Here is a 19,198-nt window from a genome sequence, read left to right on the forward strand (position 1 = left end):
TGTCGCCTGAAGCTTTCCCAGGCCGGATCACCCGCCGATTGTGGGCAGGCGGTAAAGCACATATTCCCCGGTGCGACGCAGTTCGGTGACCTGCCCGGCCCAGGCCTGTTCCGAAATCTCGTCCAGGATCTTCTTGCGGGTGTCCTGCGCCAGCGGGCAAAGCGGCACCAGCAGCAGGTCCGCATTTTCGATCCCCGTCAGATCGCCGTAATACCAGGGGGCCGCACCGGGCACCGGTTTCCCGGCCCCGAACAGCCAATAGCTGGGCAGCAGATCCGCCACGAAATAGGATTTATCCTCGACCAGCCCAGAGGCAACGAGATCATCGGATATGGTTTTGAACCAGGCCACCATGCCCAGCTCAAGACTACACCAGGGCAGATCCTCGCCCAGAAAGGTCGTGGCATCGTCCTTTCGCGCCTCGGGGTCGTAAAAGGCCGAGAAGATTGTATCTGGCCCGTCCAGCGCGTGTTTCGCGTCGATCCGGTGGGCGCGCAGGTTGAAGGTCAGCAGGTCATCCTGCCCCGCCACCCCGGGCAACATCGGCACGTAATCCTCGGCCTCTTCCATCAGGTGTCGAAACGGGCTTTGCGCGATATTCAGGAAAGACGGGGCGGACAGCACAAGGGCGGACATCGCCACCAACGTGACGGCTTGGCGAAGGTCCCAACCAAAGCCGTTATACACCACGCGATCCGGGCGCAGGGCAATCAGCAGGATCCCCAGAAGCGCAATCCATTGCGGGTCATTGCCGAAATTCTGATAGGTGACATAGAAAAACCCGGGCAAAAGCAGGAACAGCACCAGCCCTTCGCGCATCTGCCCCGCCTGGCGCAGCAAGATCACCCCGGCCAGGGCCAGCAGGCTGCCGGGCAGATAGGCCGGGCTGCTCAGCACTTCGCCAAAGGGCAGACCGGGGCGTGGGCGCACCTCGCTGGTGGCCACGTTCAGAAGGTCCAGCAGGTAGTGGATCCAGAAGATCGGCGTGCCCACATAGGCGGTCATCGCGGCCACCGCAAACAGGCCACCAGCCAGCGCCCAGATCACCGACCGCCAGGCCCCCCTTGTGGCAAGCGCCACCAGGACCGCGGGCAGGAAAGCGGCAAAATAGGTGGCCTTGATCAACGCCATGACCGAAAAGGCCAGGCCGATGATGATCCCATCAACAACTTGGCCGTGCCCGGCATGTTCGCTTTTATGCGGTGGCAAAAGCGAGGTCACAATCGCGAGGAAAGCAGCCGCCCACGCCCAGCGGTTGTAGTGCATCGAAACCGACACGGCCGGGTTTGTTTCGCCGTGGATCAGACCAAGGCACAGCACCAGCATCCCCCCCATGAACACATAGCGCCAGACGCCGGACAACCGGGTCAGGGACACATACCAGATCGCCGGGAAAAACACCGCCCCCACAAGGATCTGCCCCCACAAAAACGCCTCGCCCACGCCAAATCCCAGCTTGGCAAAAAGCACCATCGGCGCAAAGGCAAGGATGCCAATGGGGGTGACGAAATCCAGATGGGGCATCTGCCCATCCATCATGCGAAACACAATTTGCAGCAGATGCAGCGTGTCGCCTTCATGTTGCCGGATGTAAAGCCCGCCCTTCGCCAAGAGCGAACCCGCAAGCAGAATAAACAGCGCCAACTGCACCCCTGCCAAAATGATGCCTTTTTCTTTGCTCATGCCTGCCCTCTTCATTGTTTACGAAACTAGGGAAAGGCCCGCGTTCGGGCCGGTTTCGTTGTCATTTTGGCCATAGTTCTGGCGTTAAATGGCGTGAATCGCAAGTTTTGGGTGAGGACACAGGCATGAACATCCAGACCACCGACCTAATTGCACCACCTGCGCTAAAGCGGCTGGAGGACACCGGGCTGACCATGGTGATGATGCGGGATATCCTGCTGAAAACCATGTTCCGCACCAATCTTGAACGGGTCTCGGACCTGGAACAGGCGCTGGCCCTGCCCGGTCGCGTCGTGCAGGAATTGATCGACCTTTGTCGCGAACAGACCCTGGTCGAGGCCATGGGCACCATGCATGCCGGCGCGCAAAGCAGCGAAATGGGTTATCGCCTGTCCGATGGTGGCAAGGCGCGCGCGCTGGATGCGCTGGCACAGTCTGAATATTATGGCGCGATGCCGGTGCCGATGGATGTCTATTCCAAACAGATGAAACGCCAGTCGATCCGGAACATCCAGATGTCGCGCGAACAGTTGACCGGCGCCATGGGGCACCTGATCTTGCCCCCCAACCTGCTGGACCAGCTTGGGCCGGCGGTCGGGTCGGGCCGTTCGATCCTGATGTATGGCCCGCCGGGCAACGGGAAATCCTCGATTTCCAACGGCATTCGCGACGCGCTTGGCGACAAGATCTACGTGCCGCGCGCCATCGTCTATTCGGGGCAAATCATCACCGTCTATGACCCGATTGTGCACACCGCGGCCGAAGACCATCTGGATGACACCACCAGCCTGCGTCGATCATCGGTCAAGTTCGACCGGCGTTATGTCCTTTGCGATCGTCCCACGGTGATCACCGGCGGGGAGCTGACGCTCGACATGCTGGATCTGAAATACAATCCGACCGCGCGCACCTATACGGCGCCGTTGCAGCTGAAATCCTCCGGCGGCGTCTTTATCGTCGACGACCTTGGGCGCCAGTCGGAACCACCGCAGGCGTTGATCAACCGCTGGATTGTGCCCTTGGAAGAGAACAAGGACATTCTGGCGCTGCAATCAGGTGAAAAATTCGAAGTGCCGTTTGACACGCTGGTCATCTTTTCGACCAACTTCCACCCAAACAAGATTTTCGATAAGGCGGCGCTGCGCCGGATCTTCTACAAAATCATCATCGACGGGCCGGATCAGGAAGGGTTTTTGAAGATCTTTGCCATGGTCGCGCGGAAGAAAAAAATGCCGTTGAACGAAGAGGCGCTGATTTACCTTCTGAAAAACAAATACCCGACGATCGACAATATCTATGCAAACTATCAGCCGATCTTCCTGATCGACCAGATGATTTCGATTTGCGAGTTCGAGTGCATTCCTTATCAGATGACCCCGGACCTGATCGACCGGGCCTGGGAAAACATGTTCGTCAGCGAAAAAGAGATCGTTCACTGATCAACAGGGGTCAAGACCCAAACACGACCGGATCACCAGCAGCAGGTGATATTGGGGCGGCGCGCAGAGTTCACACAAAATGTGCTCCGCCCCTATCGCTGCTTAAAAACCTAAGCTTCAGCGTCACGCTTCGTACGCGATGACGTCCACATATTGCTCGATCTGCACCGAACCTCTTTGACGACGTGCAGAGCTGGCATCGCTTGAAGCATGCCCATTCCCCAAAGATCCTGGCCGTTCTGAAAAGCTCTCAATCTGGCAAAAGCCCCTGCCGGACACTCACCTATCCGTTCCATTCTTCCCGATCATCACAACCCGACGCCCCCCGGCCTGTGACGCAACGTTGACCTTTGCCATCCCGCCACAGGTGCTAGCGTGCTTTGCAAGGAGAGATCATGCCCCTGACATCTGAGACCGATACCCGCATTCGCAAAAGCTTCGCCGCCCAATCGATGATGACCAGTTTTGGGGCAAGTCTGGACGCGTTGGACGACGGGTATTGCCGTATTTCGGCACCGATCCTCGACGGCCATCGGCAACAGCATGGCTTTGGTCACGCGGCACTGACTTTCGGGCTCGGCGATTCCGCCGCCGGCTACGCGGCTTTGACCAAAATGAGCGCGGAACATGAGGTGCTGACCGCTGAAATCAAGATCAACCTTTTGGCCCCCGCCAAAGGAGAACGTTTGGTGGCAGAGGGACAGGTGCTGCGCGCCGGGCGTCGGTTGGTGACCGTAGAAGCGAAAGTCTGGGCGGTTCAGGGCGATGAACAGCGGCAGATCGCGGTCCTTTTGGGCACCATGGTTCCGGTTAAAATCTGACACTGCCGCGACGTGACCCTTTTCACGCCGCTAAAACTCGTCACTACTTTCGAAAAAACAGGAAGAGGTCCGCAATGTCTGATCGTGTCACCATCACCCAAACCGGCCAGGTTGCCACCGTGGCCCTGTCGCGCCCGGAAAAACGAAACGCGTTGGATCTGAAAATGATCGAGGCGATTGTCGCCGCCGGGCAAGAGCTGGCAACCCGCAAGGATATTCGCGCGGTGGTTTTGACCGGAACGGGCGAGGCCTTTTGTGCAGGTCTCGACTTGGCTGCCATGCAGCAGCTGGCGCAAATCGCCATGTCCGGGGACGGGATAGAGGCCCGCACGCATGGCAGCTCTAATCTGTTCCAGGCGGTGGCCATGGTCTGGGCTGAACTGCCGCAACCGGTCATTGCTGCGGTCCATGGATATGCGTTGGGGGGAGGGTTTCAGTTGATGCTTGGCGCCGATATTCGCATCGCAGCCCCCGACACAAAATTTTCCATTATGGAAGGCCGTTGGGGATTGGTGCCCGATATGGGGGGCATGGCGTTAATGCCACGCATGGCCCGGACCGATATCATCCGCAAGCTGACATATACCGCCGAAACCTTCGAAACCCGGCAGGCGCTCGAATGGGGGTTTGTGACCGAGGTGAATGACGCCCCCCTTGAAGCCGCTGAGGATCTGGCTGCGCGGATCGCTCAGCAATCCCCCGATGCGGTGCGACGTGCGAAATCGCTGATTACCGAGACCGAGCATATGGACACACCGACGGCCTTGATGGCGGAAAGTACGGCTCAGAAAGCGCTGATTGGGCAACCCAATCAGATGGAAGCCGTGATTGCCGGGATGCAAAAGCGCACGCCCCAGTTCAAGGACTGAACCCCTAAGAAATCAACGCCGCCGGTCAGGTGCATGAACCTTACTCCGCCGCCGCGATGTTGGTTCCAGCGCTTAGTTTCGCATCTGCTGCATCCTCACTGATGCTGGTTGACGATTGCACAACCAGTTTTCCCAAAGCGTTTTCAAGCGTGAGCGCCTGTTCCTGCAGGTGCTCACTGTTTTCACGGACCTGCACAAACAATCCGGCATTCTCTTGCGTGGCCGCATCCAGATGGGTGATCGTTTCGCTGATGCTGACCAATCCCTTGGCTTGTTGATTGACCGCCTCCGCTGCTTCAGAGGTCTGTCGCGAAATGGTGCCAATCGCATTGCTGATCTCAGTCACCTTATCCAATGCCTCTGCCACCATCGAGACCGAGTTGCCCACGGCATTGGTGCTTTCATCAATCACGGTCGTAATTTCCCCAACCGCCTCTGACGAGCGTTGCGCAAGGGCCCGCACCTCCGATGCCACGACGGCAAAGCCACGACCGCTTTCACCTGCGCGGGCTGCCTCGACACCTGCGTTCAAGGCCAACAGGTTGATCTGAAAGGCAATATCTTCGATCACGTTGACAATCTTGTTGATGTTTTTTGTCGTTTCCGATGCATTATCAAGGGACGTGACCGCGCGTTGTGCAACTTCCGTTGTCGTCTTTGCGTTCAGTTCTGCGTCATTTGCACTGGCACTGGCGCGTTCGATGTTTTCTGAAACCGAAGATACGGTTGAACTGATTTCCTCAAGCGCGGCGGCGGCTTCTTCCAGCGACGCAGCGGAGTTTTCCGTCCGCTCGGCAAGATTTGTTGCAGTGGAGCGGATGTCATCTGATCGGCGCGCAACGGTCATGCCACTTCGGGCAACCGCATCAACCATCTCTTCCAGCGTATGAAGGGTCATGTTCATATTGTCCTGCAGCGTGGCAAAGACCCCCTCAAAATACCCGTCCATACGCGCACTGAGATCCCCATTGGCCAATTGTTGCAAAACACGTCCCGTTTCCCCAAGGCTGGTTTCGATGCCGGTCATCAGGGCATTGATCGCATCCACCATCGCCGAAAGGTTTTCACTGGATACATCGGCTTTCGCCCGACGCGAGAAATCTCCCCGCACGGCCTGGTCAATCACTTCACTGATGGCTGTCTGCACCATCTGGATTTCTTTCAGGCGTTCCTGCTCGGCCCTGGCCTTTTGATCTGCGGCAGCGCGTTCCTCTTTTTCCTTGGCGATGTTTTGCTCCAGCAATTCACGTTCTCTTGCGGAGGCGGCGGTCTGCTGTTCTTCCAATTCACGCGCATGAACCAGATTTTCACGGAAAGTTTGTGACGCGCGGGCGATGGCGCCGATTTCAGTATCGGCCAACATGTGCTCTACCGAAATATCGGTATTCCCTTGTGCGAGCTTGTCCATTTCCCGTGCCAGATCCTGGGCTGGCTGCGCAATGCGACGGATCAGAACAAATGATGTGGCAACAGCCATCAACGCACCTGCAACAGCCAGGGCCACAGCCACCAAAAGCGCCATCCTCTGCGACCAAGAGATTTTTTCTTCGAGCGTGTTGCGCGCAGCAATGGTTTCAGAGACCATCATGTCTTTTAGCAGTTCGATCGCATCTATGGCCGGGCCATCTGCAACCTTAACCGCCTGGTCGATCTCGGCGACAGATTTGCTTTGTTGCTTCATCTCTGTCACCTTGCGAATGCCAGCTTCATACGCCGCCACAACCCCTTCGATATCTGCCAGGGCCCTGGCTTCGGCATCGGAATGCGGAAAGCTTTGATATCCCTGCATGGCGGCGCGCGCATTGGCGATTGCGGCTTCGACTTTGGCGACGCGGGGGGCATCCCCTCGTAGGACGTAATTCTTGAACTGGTGAATCATTCCCCCATACCCCAGTGCACGTTCCAATGCGATCAGATGGGTGGTCTTGTTGGGATCACCACCAAGCGCCCCTTTTTCCATGGCCAGAAACAGCGTTTCCAACCCGGCCAGGGCTGCGTCATCCGACACTTTGACCTGTGCATCCACCTCTTCTGGCATCGCCCCAAAGACAAACGCGGTCTGCGCCTCGCCTATTGCCTCAAGATAGGAATGGATCACGGATTTGATATCCTTGACGGCCTGGAGTTCTTCGTCCGTCGGGTTTTGTGTTTCGAACTGGTGTAACGCGTTCAGGGCCGCACTGGCGGCATTGTTCACCTTGATCGAACGATCAGTTTCATTGCGCAGGACAAAGTTTTTGAAGTGATGGATAAAACCACCATACCCCATATTGCCCACAAGTTCGGTCACGGCCTGAACCCGGGCAGAGCTGGCTTGTTCATACCGGTGCCAGGCTTCATGGCTGTCGCGGATTTGGAAGAAGATATAAACTGTCGCAGCGGAAATCAAAATGCCGGTGGTCACAATCAATGCGACGAGATACCGGCTCATGGACATGATGGACATGGCGCGTGTCATATAGCTTTCCTCGTGAGAGTTTCTTACGGGTGACGCTAAGCCATGAATATGAAAGAGCGGTTAGGAAATTCGGCAAATTCGGCGCTATCGCCTATCTTTTGGTATAGGATTCAAAGGTTTTTTGCCCCGTCGCGGTAAAATGAAAAAGGCGAGCCGCCAAGCGACTCGCCCTCATTGTCTTAACTTTTTGACCGGTTCAGGCGGTCAGGCCCTCCGGTTCAGCCAGGTCATTGGCGCGGCAGCAGGCGGTCAGGGTGTTGGCCAGAAGGCAGGCAATGGTCATCGGGCCTACGCCGCCCGGCACCGGCGTGATCGCCCCTGCCACCTTGGACGCGCTTTCAAAATCCACGTCGCCAACCAGCTTGTTCTTGCCGTCGCGCTCGATCCGGTTGATGCCTACGTCGATCACGGTGGCGCCTTCGCGGATCCAGTCGCCGGGCACCATTTCCGGGCGACCCACAGCGGCAACCACGATGTCGGCGCGGCGCACCACGTCCGGCAGATCCTTGGTGCGGCTATGCGCAATGGTCACGGTGCAGCTGTCGCCCAGCAAAAGCTGTGCCATCGGCTTGCCCACGATATTCGAGCGGCCGATCACGACGGCGTTCAGGCCGGACAACGATCCGTGGTGGTCGCGCAGCATCATCAGGCAGCCAAGGGGCGTACAAGGCACCATGGATTTCTGACCGGTGCCCAGCAGGCCCACATTGGAGATATGGAACCCGTCCACGTCTTTGGCCGGATCAATCGCGTTGATCACCAGATCTTCGTTCAGGTGACCGGGCAGCGGCAGCTGCACCAGAATGCCATGCACGGCGGGATCATTGTTCAGCTTGGCGATCAGCGCCAGCAGATCCTCTTCCGAGGTGTCCGCGTCCAGCTTGTGCTCGTAGGAGTTCATGCCCACTTCGACGGTCTGCTTGCCCTTCGAGCGGACATAGACCTGCGATGCCGGGTCTTCGCCCACCAGCACAACGGCCAGACCGGGGGTGATGCCGTTTTCCTCTTTCAGGCGTGCCACATGGGCGGCCACTTTTTCACGGACAGTGGCGGCAAAGGCCTTGCCGTCGATGATCTGAGCGGTCATTGCTGCTCTCCCTTAATCAATCTCAGAAATCGGTCCGCGCATAGGCGTCCCGATAGTGGTTCATTTGCATTTCGGTCGCATGTACCGCGTTCGACATCAGCATCGCAACCGTCACGGGGCCAACACCGCCCGGCACCGGGGTGATCCAGCCGGCCACCTCTTTGCAGCTGTCCCAATCGGCGTCGCCCACGGTTTTGCCATCGACCCGGTTGATGCCGATGTCAATCACGGCGCAGCCCGGTTTCAGCATTTCCCCCGTCACCAGACCCGGCTTGCCCACGGCCACAAACACCGCATCCGCGGCGCGCGAGTGCATGGCGACGGAACGCGTCATGTGGTGGCACACGGTCACGGTGGCGCCCAGCCCCATCAGCAAAAAGGCGATGGGTTTGCCAACGATTTCCGAGTGTCCGATCACGGTCACATTCAGCCCTTCGATATCAATCGGCAGGGTTTTCAGGATTTCCACGGCGGCGACGGCGGTACAGGGTCCAAGCGCCAGGTCATTGTAGACAATATTGCCGATCGAGGCCGGGTGCATCCCTTCCACATCCTTCAGCGGGTGGACCAGTTTCTGGAAGGTCTTGACCGGGATGTGGTCAGGCAGCGGGCGCTGGATGATGATGCCGTTCACACGCGGGTCGGCATTGAGGCCCTGAATGATGCCAGTCAGCTGTTCGAGCGAGGTTTCGGTGGGATAATTCCGCGCCTCAAACTCGACCCCCGCGCTTTCAGCGGTGCGTTGCTGGTTGCGGACATAAAGTTCTGCGGCGGCCACATCGCCCACCGAGAGCGATACGAGTTTCGGTTGCCAACCCTTCTCGGCCAGCTTGGCGGCCTGTTTGGCCACGTCTTCGCGGATATTTGCGGCAATTGCCTTGCCGTCGATGCGTGTTGCGCTCATGTAGTTTGGTCCTTTGTCTGACGCGTTCGAATCGCTCAGACAGTTCTTAGAAAGCGTAAGGGGGGCTGTCGCCCCCCTTGGTCAAGTCCCTTAGAAGAGACCTTCAACGTCGCCTTCGGCGTTCAGGCCGATGGTCATCGCCGCCGGTTTGCGCGGCAGGCCCGGCATGGTCATGATGTCACCGCAGACCACCACGATGAAACCAGCCCCCGCCGACAGGCGCACTTCGCGGATCGGCACCGAATGCCCGGTGGGCGCGCCCCGCAGGTTCGGGTCGGTCGAGAAGCTGTACTGGGTTTTCGCCATGCAGACCGGCAGGTTGCCGTAACCGGCCTCTTCCCAGTCTTTCAACTGCTTGCGCACCTTGGCGTCGGCCAGAACCTCGTCTGCGCGGTAGATGCGCTTGGCAATGGTGTCGATCTTGTCAAAGAGCGACATGTCATCGGGGTAGATCGGAGCAAAGGCAGCCACATCAGCGTCGGCAATTTCTGCCACGCGGCGCGCCAGCTCTTCGGAGCCTTCCGAACCCAGTTCCCAGTGACGCGACAAGATCGCCTCAGACCCGTGGCCCTCGACGTAATCCTTTACCGCCTGCACTTCGGCGTCGGTGTCGGTGACGAAGTGGTTGATGGCGACCACAACCGGCACGCCGAACGACTTGAGGTTCTCGATGTGACGGCCGAGGTTGGCGCAGCCGTTGTTCACGGCGTCGACGTTTTCGTCGCCCAGGTCGGCCTTGGCCACGCCGCCATTCATCTTCATCGCCCGCACGGTGGCCACCAGCACCACAACCGACGGGGCCAGCCCTGCCTTGCGGCATTTGATGTTCATGAACTTCTCGGCGCCAAGATCCGCCCCGAAACCCGCTTCGGTCACAACATAGTCAGTCAGTTTCAGCGCGGTTTTGGTGGCAATCACCGAGTTACACCCATGGGCGATGTTGGCAAACGGGCCGCCATGCACAAAGGCCGGGTTGTTTTCGAGCGTCTGCACCAGGTTCGGCTGCATCGCGTCCTTGAGCAGAACGGTCATGGCACCGTCGGCACCGATGTCACGGCAATAGATCGGGGTGCGTTCACGGGTATAGGCCACAATGATGTCACCCAGACGTTTCTGCAGGTCTTCCAGATCGTTGGCCAGACACAGGATCGCCATAACCTCAGACGCCACGGTGATGTCAAAACCGCCCTGTCGCGGGAAACCGTTCGACACGCCGCCGAGGCTCACCACGATGTCGCGCAGCGCACGGTCGTTCATGTCGACCACACGACGCCAGGCCACACGACGTTCGTCGATTGCCAGCTCATTGCCCCAGTAGATGTGGTTGTCGATCATCGCCGACAGAAGCGAGTGGGCCGAGGTGATGGCGTGGAAATCCCCGGTGAAGTGCAGGTTCATCTCTTCCATCGGAACAACCTGGGCGTATCCGCCCCCAGCCGCGCCACCTTTCATGCCGAAGTTCGGCCCAAGCGAGGCTTCGCGGATACAGATCATCGCGTTCTTGCCGATGCGGTTCAGACCGTCACCCAGACCAACGGTGGTGGTGGTTTTACCTTCACCGGCCGGGGTCGGGTTGATGGCGGTCACCAGGATCAGCTTGCCGTCTTCGCGGTCTTTGACCGAGTTGATGAATTCCTGCGAAACTTTGGCCTTGTCGTGGCCATAGGGCATCAGATGCTCGTAAGCGATGCCAATCTTCTCGCCGATCTCTTTGATCGGGCGTTTCTTCGCCTCGCGGGCGATTTCGATGTCGGTTTTGTAAGCCATCAGCTGGTTCCCTTGAAAAGATGGGGTGCGACCCTTTGTCTGCACCTTCAATATCGGGGGAAAGAATTTCGCATAGGATGGAATCCGACATAATCCCCGCCGAATTCGTCGAAATGGAATACAGTTGCATCCCAAATCAGGTCTGATTCCACGAATGATTTCCTTCGCGCGTGCAGCATTTTCATGCCTTGACGGCTTGCAGATCCCAGCGTTCGGCTGACATCGGGGGCTGGTATCAAGACACCGGATGACCGCGATATGAGGGTGTATTTCACCTCTCTTTGCCCCTTGCAGATCCCGGCCTTCCGGGGCACGGTCGCCATTGGACAAGACACCCTATAATTTTTACGCAGGCCTATTTACATGAATGGATTTATCCGCCCCCTGTCCCATGTCGCCCTTCTGGGCATGCTGGCTTTGCCCACATCGTCTTTGGCTCAGGACGGGTTTTCGGAACATGCACGCAGCTTCATTATGGTCTGCCTGCAACATGCGCCGGGTCTGAGCGAGGCTGCTATTTCCAGGTCTGTTTCTCAGGAGCGCTTCAATGCACGTGGCAGCTCGGCCACCGCAAGCGTCGCCGTGCGCGACGGACGCAGCTGCAACCTGCGTATTGGCGGAGGCGAAACAGGAATGACCCCGCCTTCTGATCAGGAAACCCAACGCCTCGCACTCTGGTTTGCGGGTCGCGTCGGCGGCAACGTCACACGGCAGCGCAGCGCCATTGGTGGGAGCATCTGGTATAAGGTGCAGGTCGGACGTATGAAATACGGCGTCGAGGCAACGCTGGACAAAGGCGTTCTGTCTTATTGGATTGCAAAGCGCTGAGTGCCCGAGAGAGAGGCAAATCAGAGAGACCGAAGCTCCGCCAGCGCAGCAATGCATTGGTTGGAGGGCGAGCACGAAACTGGCGCATCCAGACCACGTCAGGTGGAAATCGTCAGATCTGGCGGTGAATTTCACCTCTCCTTACGTAATTTCCTTGCCAAAGATTGCGGATAGTCTATCCGATCATGCAAACCTCAAGACATGGCAGACCTATGGCAGCAGACATTACCGACCACTCCCAAAGCCAGCCCAATGGGCGATCCGCCCGTGAATGGGTCTCGACCCTGGCGAAATACCGCGACCCCAGCAGCCTGCGCAGCTCGTTTGAGCTGGCGATCAGCGCCCTGCCCTTTGTCGCGCTCTGGGCCTTGGCCTGGTGGTCCCTGTCGATCAGCTATTGGCTGGCCCTTGCCATCTCGGTTCTGAACGCGTTGTTCCTGTTGCGCCTCTTTGCCATTCAACATGATTGCGGCCACGGGGCCTATTTCAAGAACCGTCAGGTCAGCGATTGGGTCGGGCGCGTTTTGGGCGTCTTGACCCTGACCCCTTATGACGTTTGGCGGCGCACGCATTCGGTACACCATTCCACCGCCGGCAACCTGGACAAGCGCGGCATGGGCGATATTCACACGCTGACCGTGGCGGAATACAAGGCGCTGTCGCGTTGGGGGCAGCTGCATTATCGCCTCTATCGCCACCCGGTGACGCTGTTTGGCTTCGGCCCCGGATACCTGTTTTATCTGCAAAACCGCCTGCCAATCGGGCTGATGAACGGCACCCGCTATTGGGTCAGCGCCATGCTGACCAATATCGCCATCGTTGCGGCCCTTTGGGCGATCTACTGGTTTGGCGGGCTGATGCCGCTCTTGCTGATTTTCCTCCCCACCACGCTGGTGGCCGCCACGGCGGGTGTGTGGCTTTTCTATGTGCAGCACCAGTTTGAAACCACCCAATGGGATCAGAACGAGAACTGGAACCTGCACGAAGCCGCCCTGCACGGATCATCCTATTATCGCCTGCCCAAAGTGTTGCAATGGTTCAGCGCCAATATCGGCATCCACCATGTGCATCACCTCTATAGCCGCATTCCGTTCTATCGCCTGCCCGATGTGCTGCGCGACCACGCGGAACTGGCAGAAGAGGCCTATACGATGACGATCCGCGAAAGCTTTGCCAATGCACGGCTGCACCTGTGGGATGAAAACGGCAAACGCCTGCTGTCCTTCGCCCAGGCCCGCGCGCTGTAATTCCCCCCTGACAGGGGGGTGCGGCCCCGTCAGGCCTGCGCGGCCTGCAACACACGGCGATGACGCAGAAACGGTTTTTCAATCACGTGCCAGGACAGATACCCGGCCGCAAGGGCCAAGGGCATGGAGAGTGCAGCAAAGCCATAACCTGAATACCCTTCTCCCAGCGCTGCGCGCAGCACCTGTTGCAACGGCCATCCCCACAGGTAGATCCCGTAAGACGGATCCCCATACTGGCGCAGCCAGTCAAATACCTGATTGTCCTGCTGCCCCACCCAGATCAGCGGCAGGATGCAAAGTGGCGCAAACAGCACCGGCGCCAGAAGATGCCAATTGTCAACCTGCAACGACAGCGACACGAGGATCGCAAGGCTGGTCAGTGCAAACCCCCCTTTCACCTTCACATCCGCACAGAACAGGCGAAAGACCATGCCCACGGCAAAACTGGGTAGAAGGAAGTAAAAGCCGATCAGGAACTCATTGATCTGCCACCCATAGGCAAGGGCTGCAGTCAGCGCAAACACCAGCACCACCAAAACCATCGCCGGGCGCAAAAGCCCCAACAGCATCAAGCCCCCCACCAATGCGTAACAGGCCAGTTCCAACCGGATGGTCCACAACACCCCATTCAGAACAATCGGCAGCATCAGTGCCTCTTCGGTGGTCGCATCATAGATCTGGATCAAATCCGGCAAGTAAAGCGAACTGGACGCAAACCCCAAGGTCGATAAGAGCTGCGTCCAAACCTCTGGATGTGTCAGGAACTCGGCCAGCGGCACCCGTGCATAAAACGGTGCAACCCCCAACATCACCACAATGTTGCACACGACAAACCCGGGCAGGATCCGGCGCAGGCGTTTGGACCAGAAACTGGCCGAAGAGGAAGATCGGATGGCACTGTCGGTGATCAGGAAACCGCTGAGCACAAAAAAGATCATAACCCCATAAACGCCAAAGATTTCACCCGTCAGCGCCTGGGCCGGTTCGTTGGCCTCGCTATGTTCTGCAATCAAAAAGGAATGGGAAAACACCACCAGAAGGGCGGCGAAGATCCGAAGGATGTCAAATCCCGGGAAACGTGGTTTGGATGGGCCTGCGTTCAATCCCGCCCCTTGGCTGGTTTTCTTTTACCTCCCCGGAACTATAGGAAGCGCTTTGAAGCCAAGTCAAATTTTTGCTGGCCCGTGATCTGACAAATGAAAAAGCCCCGAGACTTACGTCGGGGCTTTCTCTTCATCTCTTTGTCGGGCCAATCACGCCGTGGGTTCGGGCTCCAGCCCTTCATCCCCTGACGGTTTCGCGCGCGGTTTGGTTTTCGGGATGGCCGTGACCGAAGGGGCGCCATCATCCGGCGTGTCCTCTTCGTCATCACCCTTATGCGGCGGCAAACCGTCCATCACGCGCTGGATCTCGGCACCCGTAAGGGTTTCGTATTCCAACAGACCCTGCGCCAGACGCTCCCATTCTTCCTTATGCTCGGTCAGGATCTTGAACGCGGTGTCATACCCGTCCTGGATAAAGCGCTTCACCTCATCCTCGATCAGCTCTTTGGTATTGGCCGAGACCGAGAAACCCGCGGTGTTGCCCGAATAGCCCTCGGCCGCCTCGGCATAGTCAATATTGCCAACCTTGTCCGACATGCCCCAGCGCATCACCATGGCGCGCGCCAGACCGGATGCCTGCTGGATGTCCCCCGCCGGCCCGTTCGAGACATTGTCCTCGCCATATTTGATGATCTCAGCGGCTTTGCCGGCCATGGTCATGGCAAGCTTTTCCTCGCACTCAGACCGGTGCCAGTTCAGACGATCAATCTCAGGCAGAGACACAACCATCCCCAACGCACCACCGCGCGGGATGATCGTGGCCTTATAGACCGGATCACATTGCGGCAGCTTCAAACCAACCACGGCGTGACCTGCCTCGTGATAGGCGGTCTTTTCCTTCTGGTCATCTGTGAGCACCATCGACCGGCGCTCGGCCCCCATCATCACCTTGTCTTTCGCGTTCTCGAAATCTTCCATGGTGACAAAACGGCGGCCCACCCGGGCGGCCATCAGCGCGGCCTCGTTCACAAGGTTCGCCAGATCCGCACCCGAGAAACCCGGCGTGCCGCGCGCAATGATACGCATATCGGCGTCAGGGCCCAGCGGCACTTTGCGGGCGTGCACGCCCAAGATCTTTTCACGCCCCTTGATGTCCGGGTTCGGCACGGTGACCTGACGGTCAAACCGACCAGGACGCAGAAGCGCCGGGTCCAGAACGTCACGACGGTTGGTCGCGGCCAGGATGATCACGCCTTCGTTGGCCTCAAACCCGTCCATTTCGACCAGAAGCTGGTTCAGTGTCTGTTCGCGTTCATCATTGCCGCCGCCATACCCGGCGCCACGATGACGGCCCACGGCGTCGATCTCGTCGATAAAGACGATACAAGGCGCGTTTTTCTTGGCCTGTTCAAACATGTCACGGACACGGCTTGCGCCCACACCCACAAACATTTCCACAAAATCCGACCCGGAAATGGTGAAGAACGGCACACCCGCCTCGCCCGCAATCGCACGCGCCAGCAGGGTTTTACCGGTGCCCGGAGGGCCCACCAGCAGCGCGCCCTTGGGGATCGTGCCACCAAGGCGCGAAAACTTCTGCGGGTTGCGCAGGAATTCTACGATCTCTTCCAGCTCTTCCTTGGCTTCGTCGATGCCCGCGACATCGTCAAAGGTCACACGGCCTTCGCGTTCGGTCAGCATCTTGGCCTTGGATTTGCCAAAGCCCATCGCGCCACCTTTGCCCCCGCCCTGCATCCGGTTCATCATGAAGAACCAAAAGCCGATCAGCAGAAGCACTGGCAAAAGCAGGGTGATCAGCGACATGAACCCGGATTGGGTCTGCGGTTCAGCCTTCACATCGACCCCTTTGGCCAACAGCCGGTCGGTCACCTCCGCATCACGCGGCAGGACCGTGGTGTACAGCTTGCCATCAGAGGCCTGATAGGTCAGCTCTTCGCCGTCTACCGTGGCCGATTGCACCTGATCCCCTTCCAGGGCCGCCACAAATTCAGAGTAGCTGACATTGGAAGATGACATCGACGACTGCCCGTTCGAAAACAGGTTAAAAAGGGTCAGGATCAGCAGAAACAGCACGATCCAGAAGGCGAAATTTCTCGCGTTGCCCAAGAGGGATCTCCTTTGAATGCTTTGACGCGGGGTCGGTTTGGCGTCCTCTCTTAAAATAGGGAGGAAACCGCCATGTTCAATGCGATAAAAGTGATGTGAGGAATTCAGTCAAGCTTGGCTGCATGAGAATGCGACATTTGTCGCTTTTCTCCACCAAAGGGGCCGCCAAAAGGCGCTTTCCGGCCCAAAGCGCGGGGGAGGACAGGAGGGTTTGCCGTGGCAGCCCGGTGTCACGCCAATCTTTGATCTGCGTGAGCCCCTCACCCAAAGCGCGAATCTCGCCGTCCAACCCGCTTTCAATCCGCCAGCGCCCATCCCAGATCTGGCCCGGGGTCACGGTCAGCCCGGCAACCGCGGACGGTTCGCGAATGACCCGCAGCCCGCTGCGATGGGGATGAATGAGACATCCTTGCAGATTGCTGCTTTGCCCGTCACGCGCGGCGACCAGAGAGCGGCGCAGGCTGGCCAGACGCGGACGGTACGGTGTGGAGGAAACAAATCGGATGCCCTCCGCGATGATCCGCTCGCGGGTTTCCTGCGGCAGATCCCAATACGGATCCGGGTCAATCACGACATCCCCCGCCTCAACCTGGCAGATTTCTTTGGCGGATTTATGCGCCAGATGAGCCAATGCCGCCCGCGCCGTGCCCATCGCCTGTGCGGTGCCTGCAAGCCGGTCTGCATCCAGCCCAAGCGCCGCCAGATCCTGCAACGCCTGACGCATCTTCACCCGGTCGAACCGGGGGTCAGAGTTGGACGGGTCCTCGATCCAAAGGGGGCCCCGATCGCGCAACATCGCACGCAATCCTTCGCGGGTCTCGGTCAATAACGGGCGCAACCAGCGCATCCCATCCGCACGCCAATCCGCACGCATGGCCGAGAGCCCATCCACGCCGGATCCACGCGCAAGCCGCATCAGAAAGGTCTCGGCCTGATCATCGCGTGTATGGCCCAAGGCCACAGCTGCACAGCCCGCGTCCCGCGCAGCCTTGGCCAGCAAAGCATAGCGTGCCCGTCGCGCCGCATCCTGCACGTTCCCCTGTCCGTCCCACCCGGTCCAGCGCAGGGTTTCATGGGGGATATCAAAAGAGGCACACAGCGCAGCGACCTGCCGGGCTTCCTCGTCCGCCTCGGGGCGCAGCCCATGATCCACCGTGAAACAGATCAGATCTGTCCCGGTGGTTTTGGCCCAATCCGACGCAAGGATCAAAAGCGCGGTGCTGTCACTGCCACCAGAGACCGCCACCCCCAGACGCAAAAGCGGGCCGTCTGGCCCGCCTGCTTGGTTCAGAAATGCCGCGACGGGATCGGTCACGTCAGTTACACCCGAGCGTTACCCGCGCAGCTTCTGCTTCTGCCACAGTTGCATGACCGGGAAAGCGTTTGCCCACTTCAGACAGCGTCACGCAGGCCTCTGATTGTTGCCCCAAAGCGCCCAGAGACTGCCCCAGACGGAAAAGCGCATCCGGCGCATTCGCCCCATCAGGGGCCCCGGAAAACGCGTTCAGATAGGCGCGGGCCGCGTTTTTCGCATCCCCCGCCCCGGTCAACGCCTCGCCGCGCAGAAATTGCGCCCGGGCAGACAAGGGACCGGCGGGGTAAGCTTCGAGGAAAGCCGCAAACTTCGTGGCCGCCCCGGTGAAATCCTGTGCTTCAAGGGCCGCAGCCGCCGCATCGAAATCGGCCTGTTCCCCCACCGCCAATTGCCCACCAGATTGAGGGGCTGGCTGCGGGGCGACGGTGACAGGGGCCTCGGGCAAATCGCCACCCAGCGTGGTGGTTTCCCCCAGCTGGCTGACATCCCCCCCTTCCAGTTCCACCAGGCGAAACTCCAGGTTGGCGATCCGATTGGTGCCGTCTTTCACGATCTGGTTGATGCGAAATTCCAGCTGTTCGATTTTGTCGGTGAGCCGGGTCATTTCGTTTTCGATGGTCGAAATGCGCTGCGTGGGGCTGCCTGCGGCCGCTGATCCCGTTGGGGCGCCGGTGGTGGAAAGCTCTGTTTTAAGCTGTTGGATTTCCACATAAAGCAGGGAAAGCTCCTGACGCACATCCGCAAGCGACTGCGCCCGGTCCTGTGCCAGAACCGGGGTAAGGCCCGACATCAGAGCCGTGCCCATCATCAAGGCTGTTGCCATCATCATTCGACGCATACCGTCCACCTTTTGCCCATTCACAAAACCAGAAAACTAGTTTTCTAGTTTTCTAGTTTTCTAGTTTTCTAGTTTTCTAGTTTTCTAGTTTTCTAGTTTTCTAGGAAACCCAAATCGCTCCTCCGCCCAATGTCAAGCAGAGGAGCCAGTCAGATCAGCTGGTCAGACCACCCGCCGCCAGCACGGTCACAGCACGACGGTTTTTCGAATAACAGATCTCATCCGAACAAATCTCAAGCGGGCGTTCCTTGCCATAGCTCACGGTCTTCAGGCGGTTCGGCGCGACCCCGCGTTCGATCAGGAAGTTCTGTGCCGCAGAGGCCCGGCGCGCGCCCAGGGCAAGGTTGTATTCCCGCGTGCCCTGCTCATCGGCATGGCCTTCGATCACCGCGGTGAAATTGGTGTTTTCCAACAGCCACGCCGCCTGTTTGGTCAGCACATCAATGCCTTCCGGGCTGAGCGAGGACTGGTCCACCGCAAACAGCACCCGATCCCCGATCGTTTGCTGGAAATAGGCGGGCGAGCGCGGATCCGAGGCGCTGCCAGGCACTATGGAGTTCGCGCCCGCGTCAAATCCGCTGTCCAGCGCGCCCGGGCTTTTCGAACAGCCTGCCAGGGCCAGCGCGCCCAGAACGACTGCGGTCAGTGCATAAGTTTTCATCACTTTGATCCTGTATCCTGTCAGACGCCATGCGCCTTGGGTTCAACTCTTCTGTTGCTCGTTTTTTAAAAGCCTAACAGATCCGGGGCGGATATGGAAATCTCTCCCGAC

Annotated in this window: 15 protein-coding genes; 5 read left to right on the forward strand and 10 right to left on the reverse strand. The window is 58.7% G+C overall.

The genetic code is table 11. The features are described 5' to 3' along the window. Positions 1-27: 27 nt before the first annotated feature. Positions 28-1,683, reverse strand: a complete 1,656-nt coding sequence (locus tag ACP15V_RS01140) for a hypothetical protein (RefSeq protein ID WP_424941845.1) — start codon at positions 1,681-1,683, stop codon at positions 28-30. A 125-nt stretch (positions 1,684-1,808) separates the two neighbouring features. On the opposite strand from ACP15V_RS01140, the gene ACP15V_RS01145 reads away from it, so the two are divergent. From ACP15V_RS01145 to ACP15V_RS01155, 3 genes are all read left to right on the forward strand, one after another. Beyond that, positions 1,809-3,122, forward strand: coding sequence for an ATPase (locus ACP15V_RS01145; protein WP_424941846.1), 1,314 nt, complete (start codon positions 1,809-1,811; stop codon positions 3,120-3,122). 395 nt (positions 3,123-3,517) lie between these two features. Beyond that, positions 3,518-3,943: a PaaI family thioesterase gene (locus tag ACP15V_RS01150; protein WP_424941847.1), complete on the forward strand. Its 426-nt coding sequence runs from the start codon at positions 3,518-3,520 to the stop codon at positions 3,941-3,943. 74 nt (positions 3,944-4,017) lie between these two features. Then, positions 4,018-4,812, forward strand: a complete 795-nt coding sequence (locus ACP15V_RS01155) for a crotonase/enoyl-CoA hydratase family protein (protein WP_424941848.1) — start codon at positions 4,018-4,020, stop codon at positions 4,810-4,812. 40 nt (positions 4,813-4,852) lie between these two features. Here the strand turns inward: ACP15V_RS01155 and ACP15V_RS01160 are convergent, their stop codons facing one another. The 4 genes from ACP15V_RS01160 to ACP15V_RS01175 form a co-directional block, all read right to left on the reverse strand. Then, positions 4,853-7,270, reverse strand: a complete 2,418-nt coding sequence (locus ACP15V_RS01160) for a methyl-accepting chemotaxis protein (protein WP_424941849.1) — start codon at positions 7,268-7,270, stop codon at positions 4,853-4,855. 196 nt (positions 7,271-7,466) lie between these two features. Further along, positions 7,467-8,357 (reverse strand): bifunctional methylenetetrahydrofolate dehydrogenase/methenyltetrahydrofolate cyclohydrolase FolD, encoded by an 891-nt coding sequence (gene folD, locus ACP15V_RS01165; protein ID WP_424941850.1) that lies wholly within the window; start codon positions 8,355-8,357, stop codon positions 7,467-7,469. Positions 8,358-8,379: 22 nt separating this feature from the next. Further along, positions 8,380-9,261: a bifunctional 5,10-methylenetetrahydrofolate dehydrogenase/5,10-methenyltetrahydrofolate cyclohydrolase gene (locus tag ACP15V_RS01170; protein WP_424941851.1), complete on the reverse strand. Its 882-nt coding sequence runs from the start codon at positions 9,259-9,261 to the stop codon at positions 8,380-8,382. Positions 9,262-9,351: 90 nt separating this feature from the next. Then, entirely contained in the window at positions 9,352-11,028 is a 1,677-nt protein-coding gene (locus tag ACP15V_RS01175) for a formate--tetrahydrofolate ligase (protein WP_424941852.1), read from the reverse strand. Positions 11,029-11,391: 363 nt separating this feature from the next. Here ACP15V_RS01175 and ACP15V_RS01180 point away from each other — a divergent pair, with 363 nt between their 5' ends. Both ACP15V_RS01180 and ACP15V_RS01185 read left to right on the forward strand, forming a co-directional pair. Further along, on the forward strand, positions 11,392-11,856 hold the full coding sequence (locus ACP15V_RS01180; protein ID WP_424941853.1) for a hypothetical protein: 465 nt from the start codon (positions 11,392-11,394) through the stop codon (positions 11,854-11,856). Positions 11,857-12,068: 212 nt separating this feature from the next. Then, positions 12,069-13,103 carry a fatty acid desaturase gene (locus ACP15V_RS01185; RefSeq protein WP_424941854.1) on the forward strand — a complete coding sequence of 345 codons (1,035 nt, stop codon included), beginning with the start codon at positions 12,069-12,071 and terminating at the stop codon, positions 13,101-13,103. Between the two features lie 29 nt (positions 13,104-13,132). On the opposite strand, the gene ACP15V_RS01190 is transcribed toward ACP15V_RS01185, so the two are convergent. The 5 genes from ACP15V_RS01190 to pal form a co-directional block, all read right to left on the reverse strand. Continuing rightward, positions 13,133-14,206: an acyltransferase family protein gene (locus ACP15V_RS01190; protein WP_424941855.1), complete on the reverse strand. Its 1,074-nt coding sequence runs from the start codon at positions 14,204-14,206 to the stop codon at positions 13,133-13,135. A 150-nt stretch (positions 14,207-14,356) separates the two neighbouring features. Next, a complete protein-coding gene (ftsH, locus tag ACP15V_RS01195; protein ID WP_424941856.1) occupies positions 14,357-16,273 on the reverse strand; it encodes an ATP-dependent zinc metalloprotease FtsH in 1,917 nt (638 codons plus the stop codon). A gap of 76 nt (positions 16,274-16,349) precedes the next feature. Next, positions 16,350-17,588: a tRNA lysidine(34) synthetase TilS gene (gene tilS, locus ACP15V_RS01200; protein ID WP_424941857.1), complete on the reverse strand. Its 1,239-nt coding sequence runs from the start codon at positions 17,586-17,588 to the stop codon at positions 16,350-16,352. Position 17,589: 1 nt separating this feature from the next. Then, positions 17,590-18,426 carry a tol-pal system protein YbgF gene (ybgF, locus tag ACP15V_RS01205; protein ID WP_424941858.1) on the reverse strand — a complete coding sequence of 279 codons (837 nt, stop codon included), beginning with the start codon at positions 18,424-18,426 and terminating at the stop codon, positions 17,590-17,592. A gap of 154 nt (positions 18,427-18,580) precedes the next feature. After that, on the reverse strand, positions 18,581-19,087 hold the full coding sequence (pal, locus tag ACP15V_RS01210) for a peptidoglycan-associated lipoprotein Pal (RefSeq protein ID WP_424941859.1): 507 nt from the start codon (positions 19,085-19,087) through the stop codon (positions 18,581-18,583). Positions 19,088-19,198 lie beyond the last annotated feature (111 nt).

The sequence above is a fragment of the Aliiroseovarius crassostreae genome, assembly GCF_049803815.1.
GTDB classification, from domain to species: Bacteria; Pseudomonadota; Alphaproteobacteria; order Rhodobacterales; family Rhodobacteraceae; genus Aliiroseovarius; species Aliiroseovarius crassostreae_A.

Coding starts and splice junctions, on each gene's coding strand:
- ACP15V_RS01155 (WP_424941848.1), top strand. CDS start 4,018: ATGTCTGATCGTGTCACCATCACCCAAACCGGCCAGGTTGCCACCGTG.
- pal (WP_424941859.1), bottom strand. CDS start 19,087: ATGAAAACTTATGCACTGACCGCAGTCGTTCTGGGCGCGCTGGCCCTG.
- ACP15V_RS01140 (WP_424941845.1), bottom strand. CDS start 1,683: ATGAGCAAAGAAAAAGGCATCATTTTGGCAGGGGTGCAGTTGGCGCTG.
- ACP15V_RS01145 (WP_424941846.1), top strand. CDS start 1,809: ATGAACATCCAGACCACCGACCTAATTGCACCACCTGCGCTAAAGCGG.
- ACP15V_RS01150 (WP_424941847.1), top strand. CDS start 3,518: ATGCCCCTGACATCTGAGACCGATACCCGCATTCGCAAAAGCTTCGCC.
- ACP15V_RS01180 (WP_424941853.1), top strand. CDS start 11,392: ATGAATGGATTTATCCGCCCCCTGTCCCATGTCGCCCTTCTGGGCATG.
- ACP15V_RS01170 (WP_424941851.1), bottom strand. CDS start 9,261: ATGAGCGCAACACGCATCGACGGCAAGGCAATTGCCGCAAATATCCGC.
- folD (WP_424941850.1), bottom strand. CDS start 8,357: ATGACCGCTCAGATCATCGACGGCAAGGCCTTTGCCGCCACTGTCCGT.
- ACP15V_RS01175 (WP_424941852.1), bottom strand. CDS start 11,028: ATGGCTTACAAAACCGACATCGAAATCGCCCGCGAGGCGAAGAAACGC.
- ACP15V_RS01160 (WP_424941849.1), bottom strand. CDS start 7,270: ATGACACGCGCCATGTCCATCATGTCCATGAGCCGGTATCTCGTCGCA.
- ybgF (WP_424941858.1), bottom strand. CDS start 18,426: ATGCGTCGAATGATGATGGCAACAGCCTTGATGATGGGCACGGCTCTG.
- ACP15V_RS01185 (WP_424941854.1), top strand. CDS start 12,069: ATGGCAGCAGACATTACCGACCACTCCCAAAGCCAGCCCAATGGGCGA.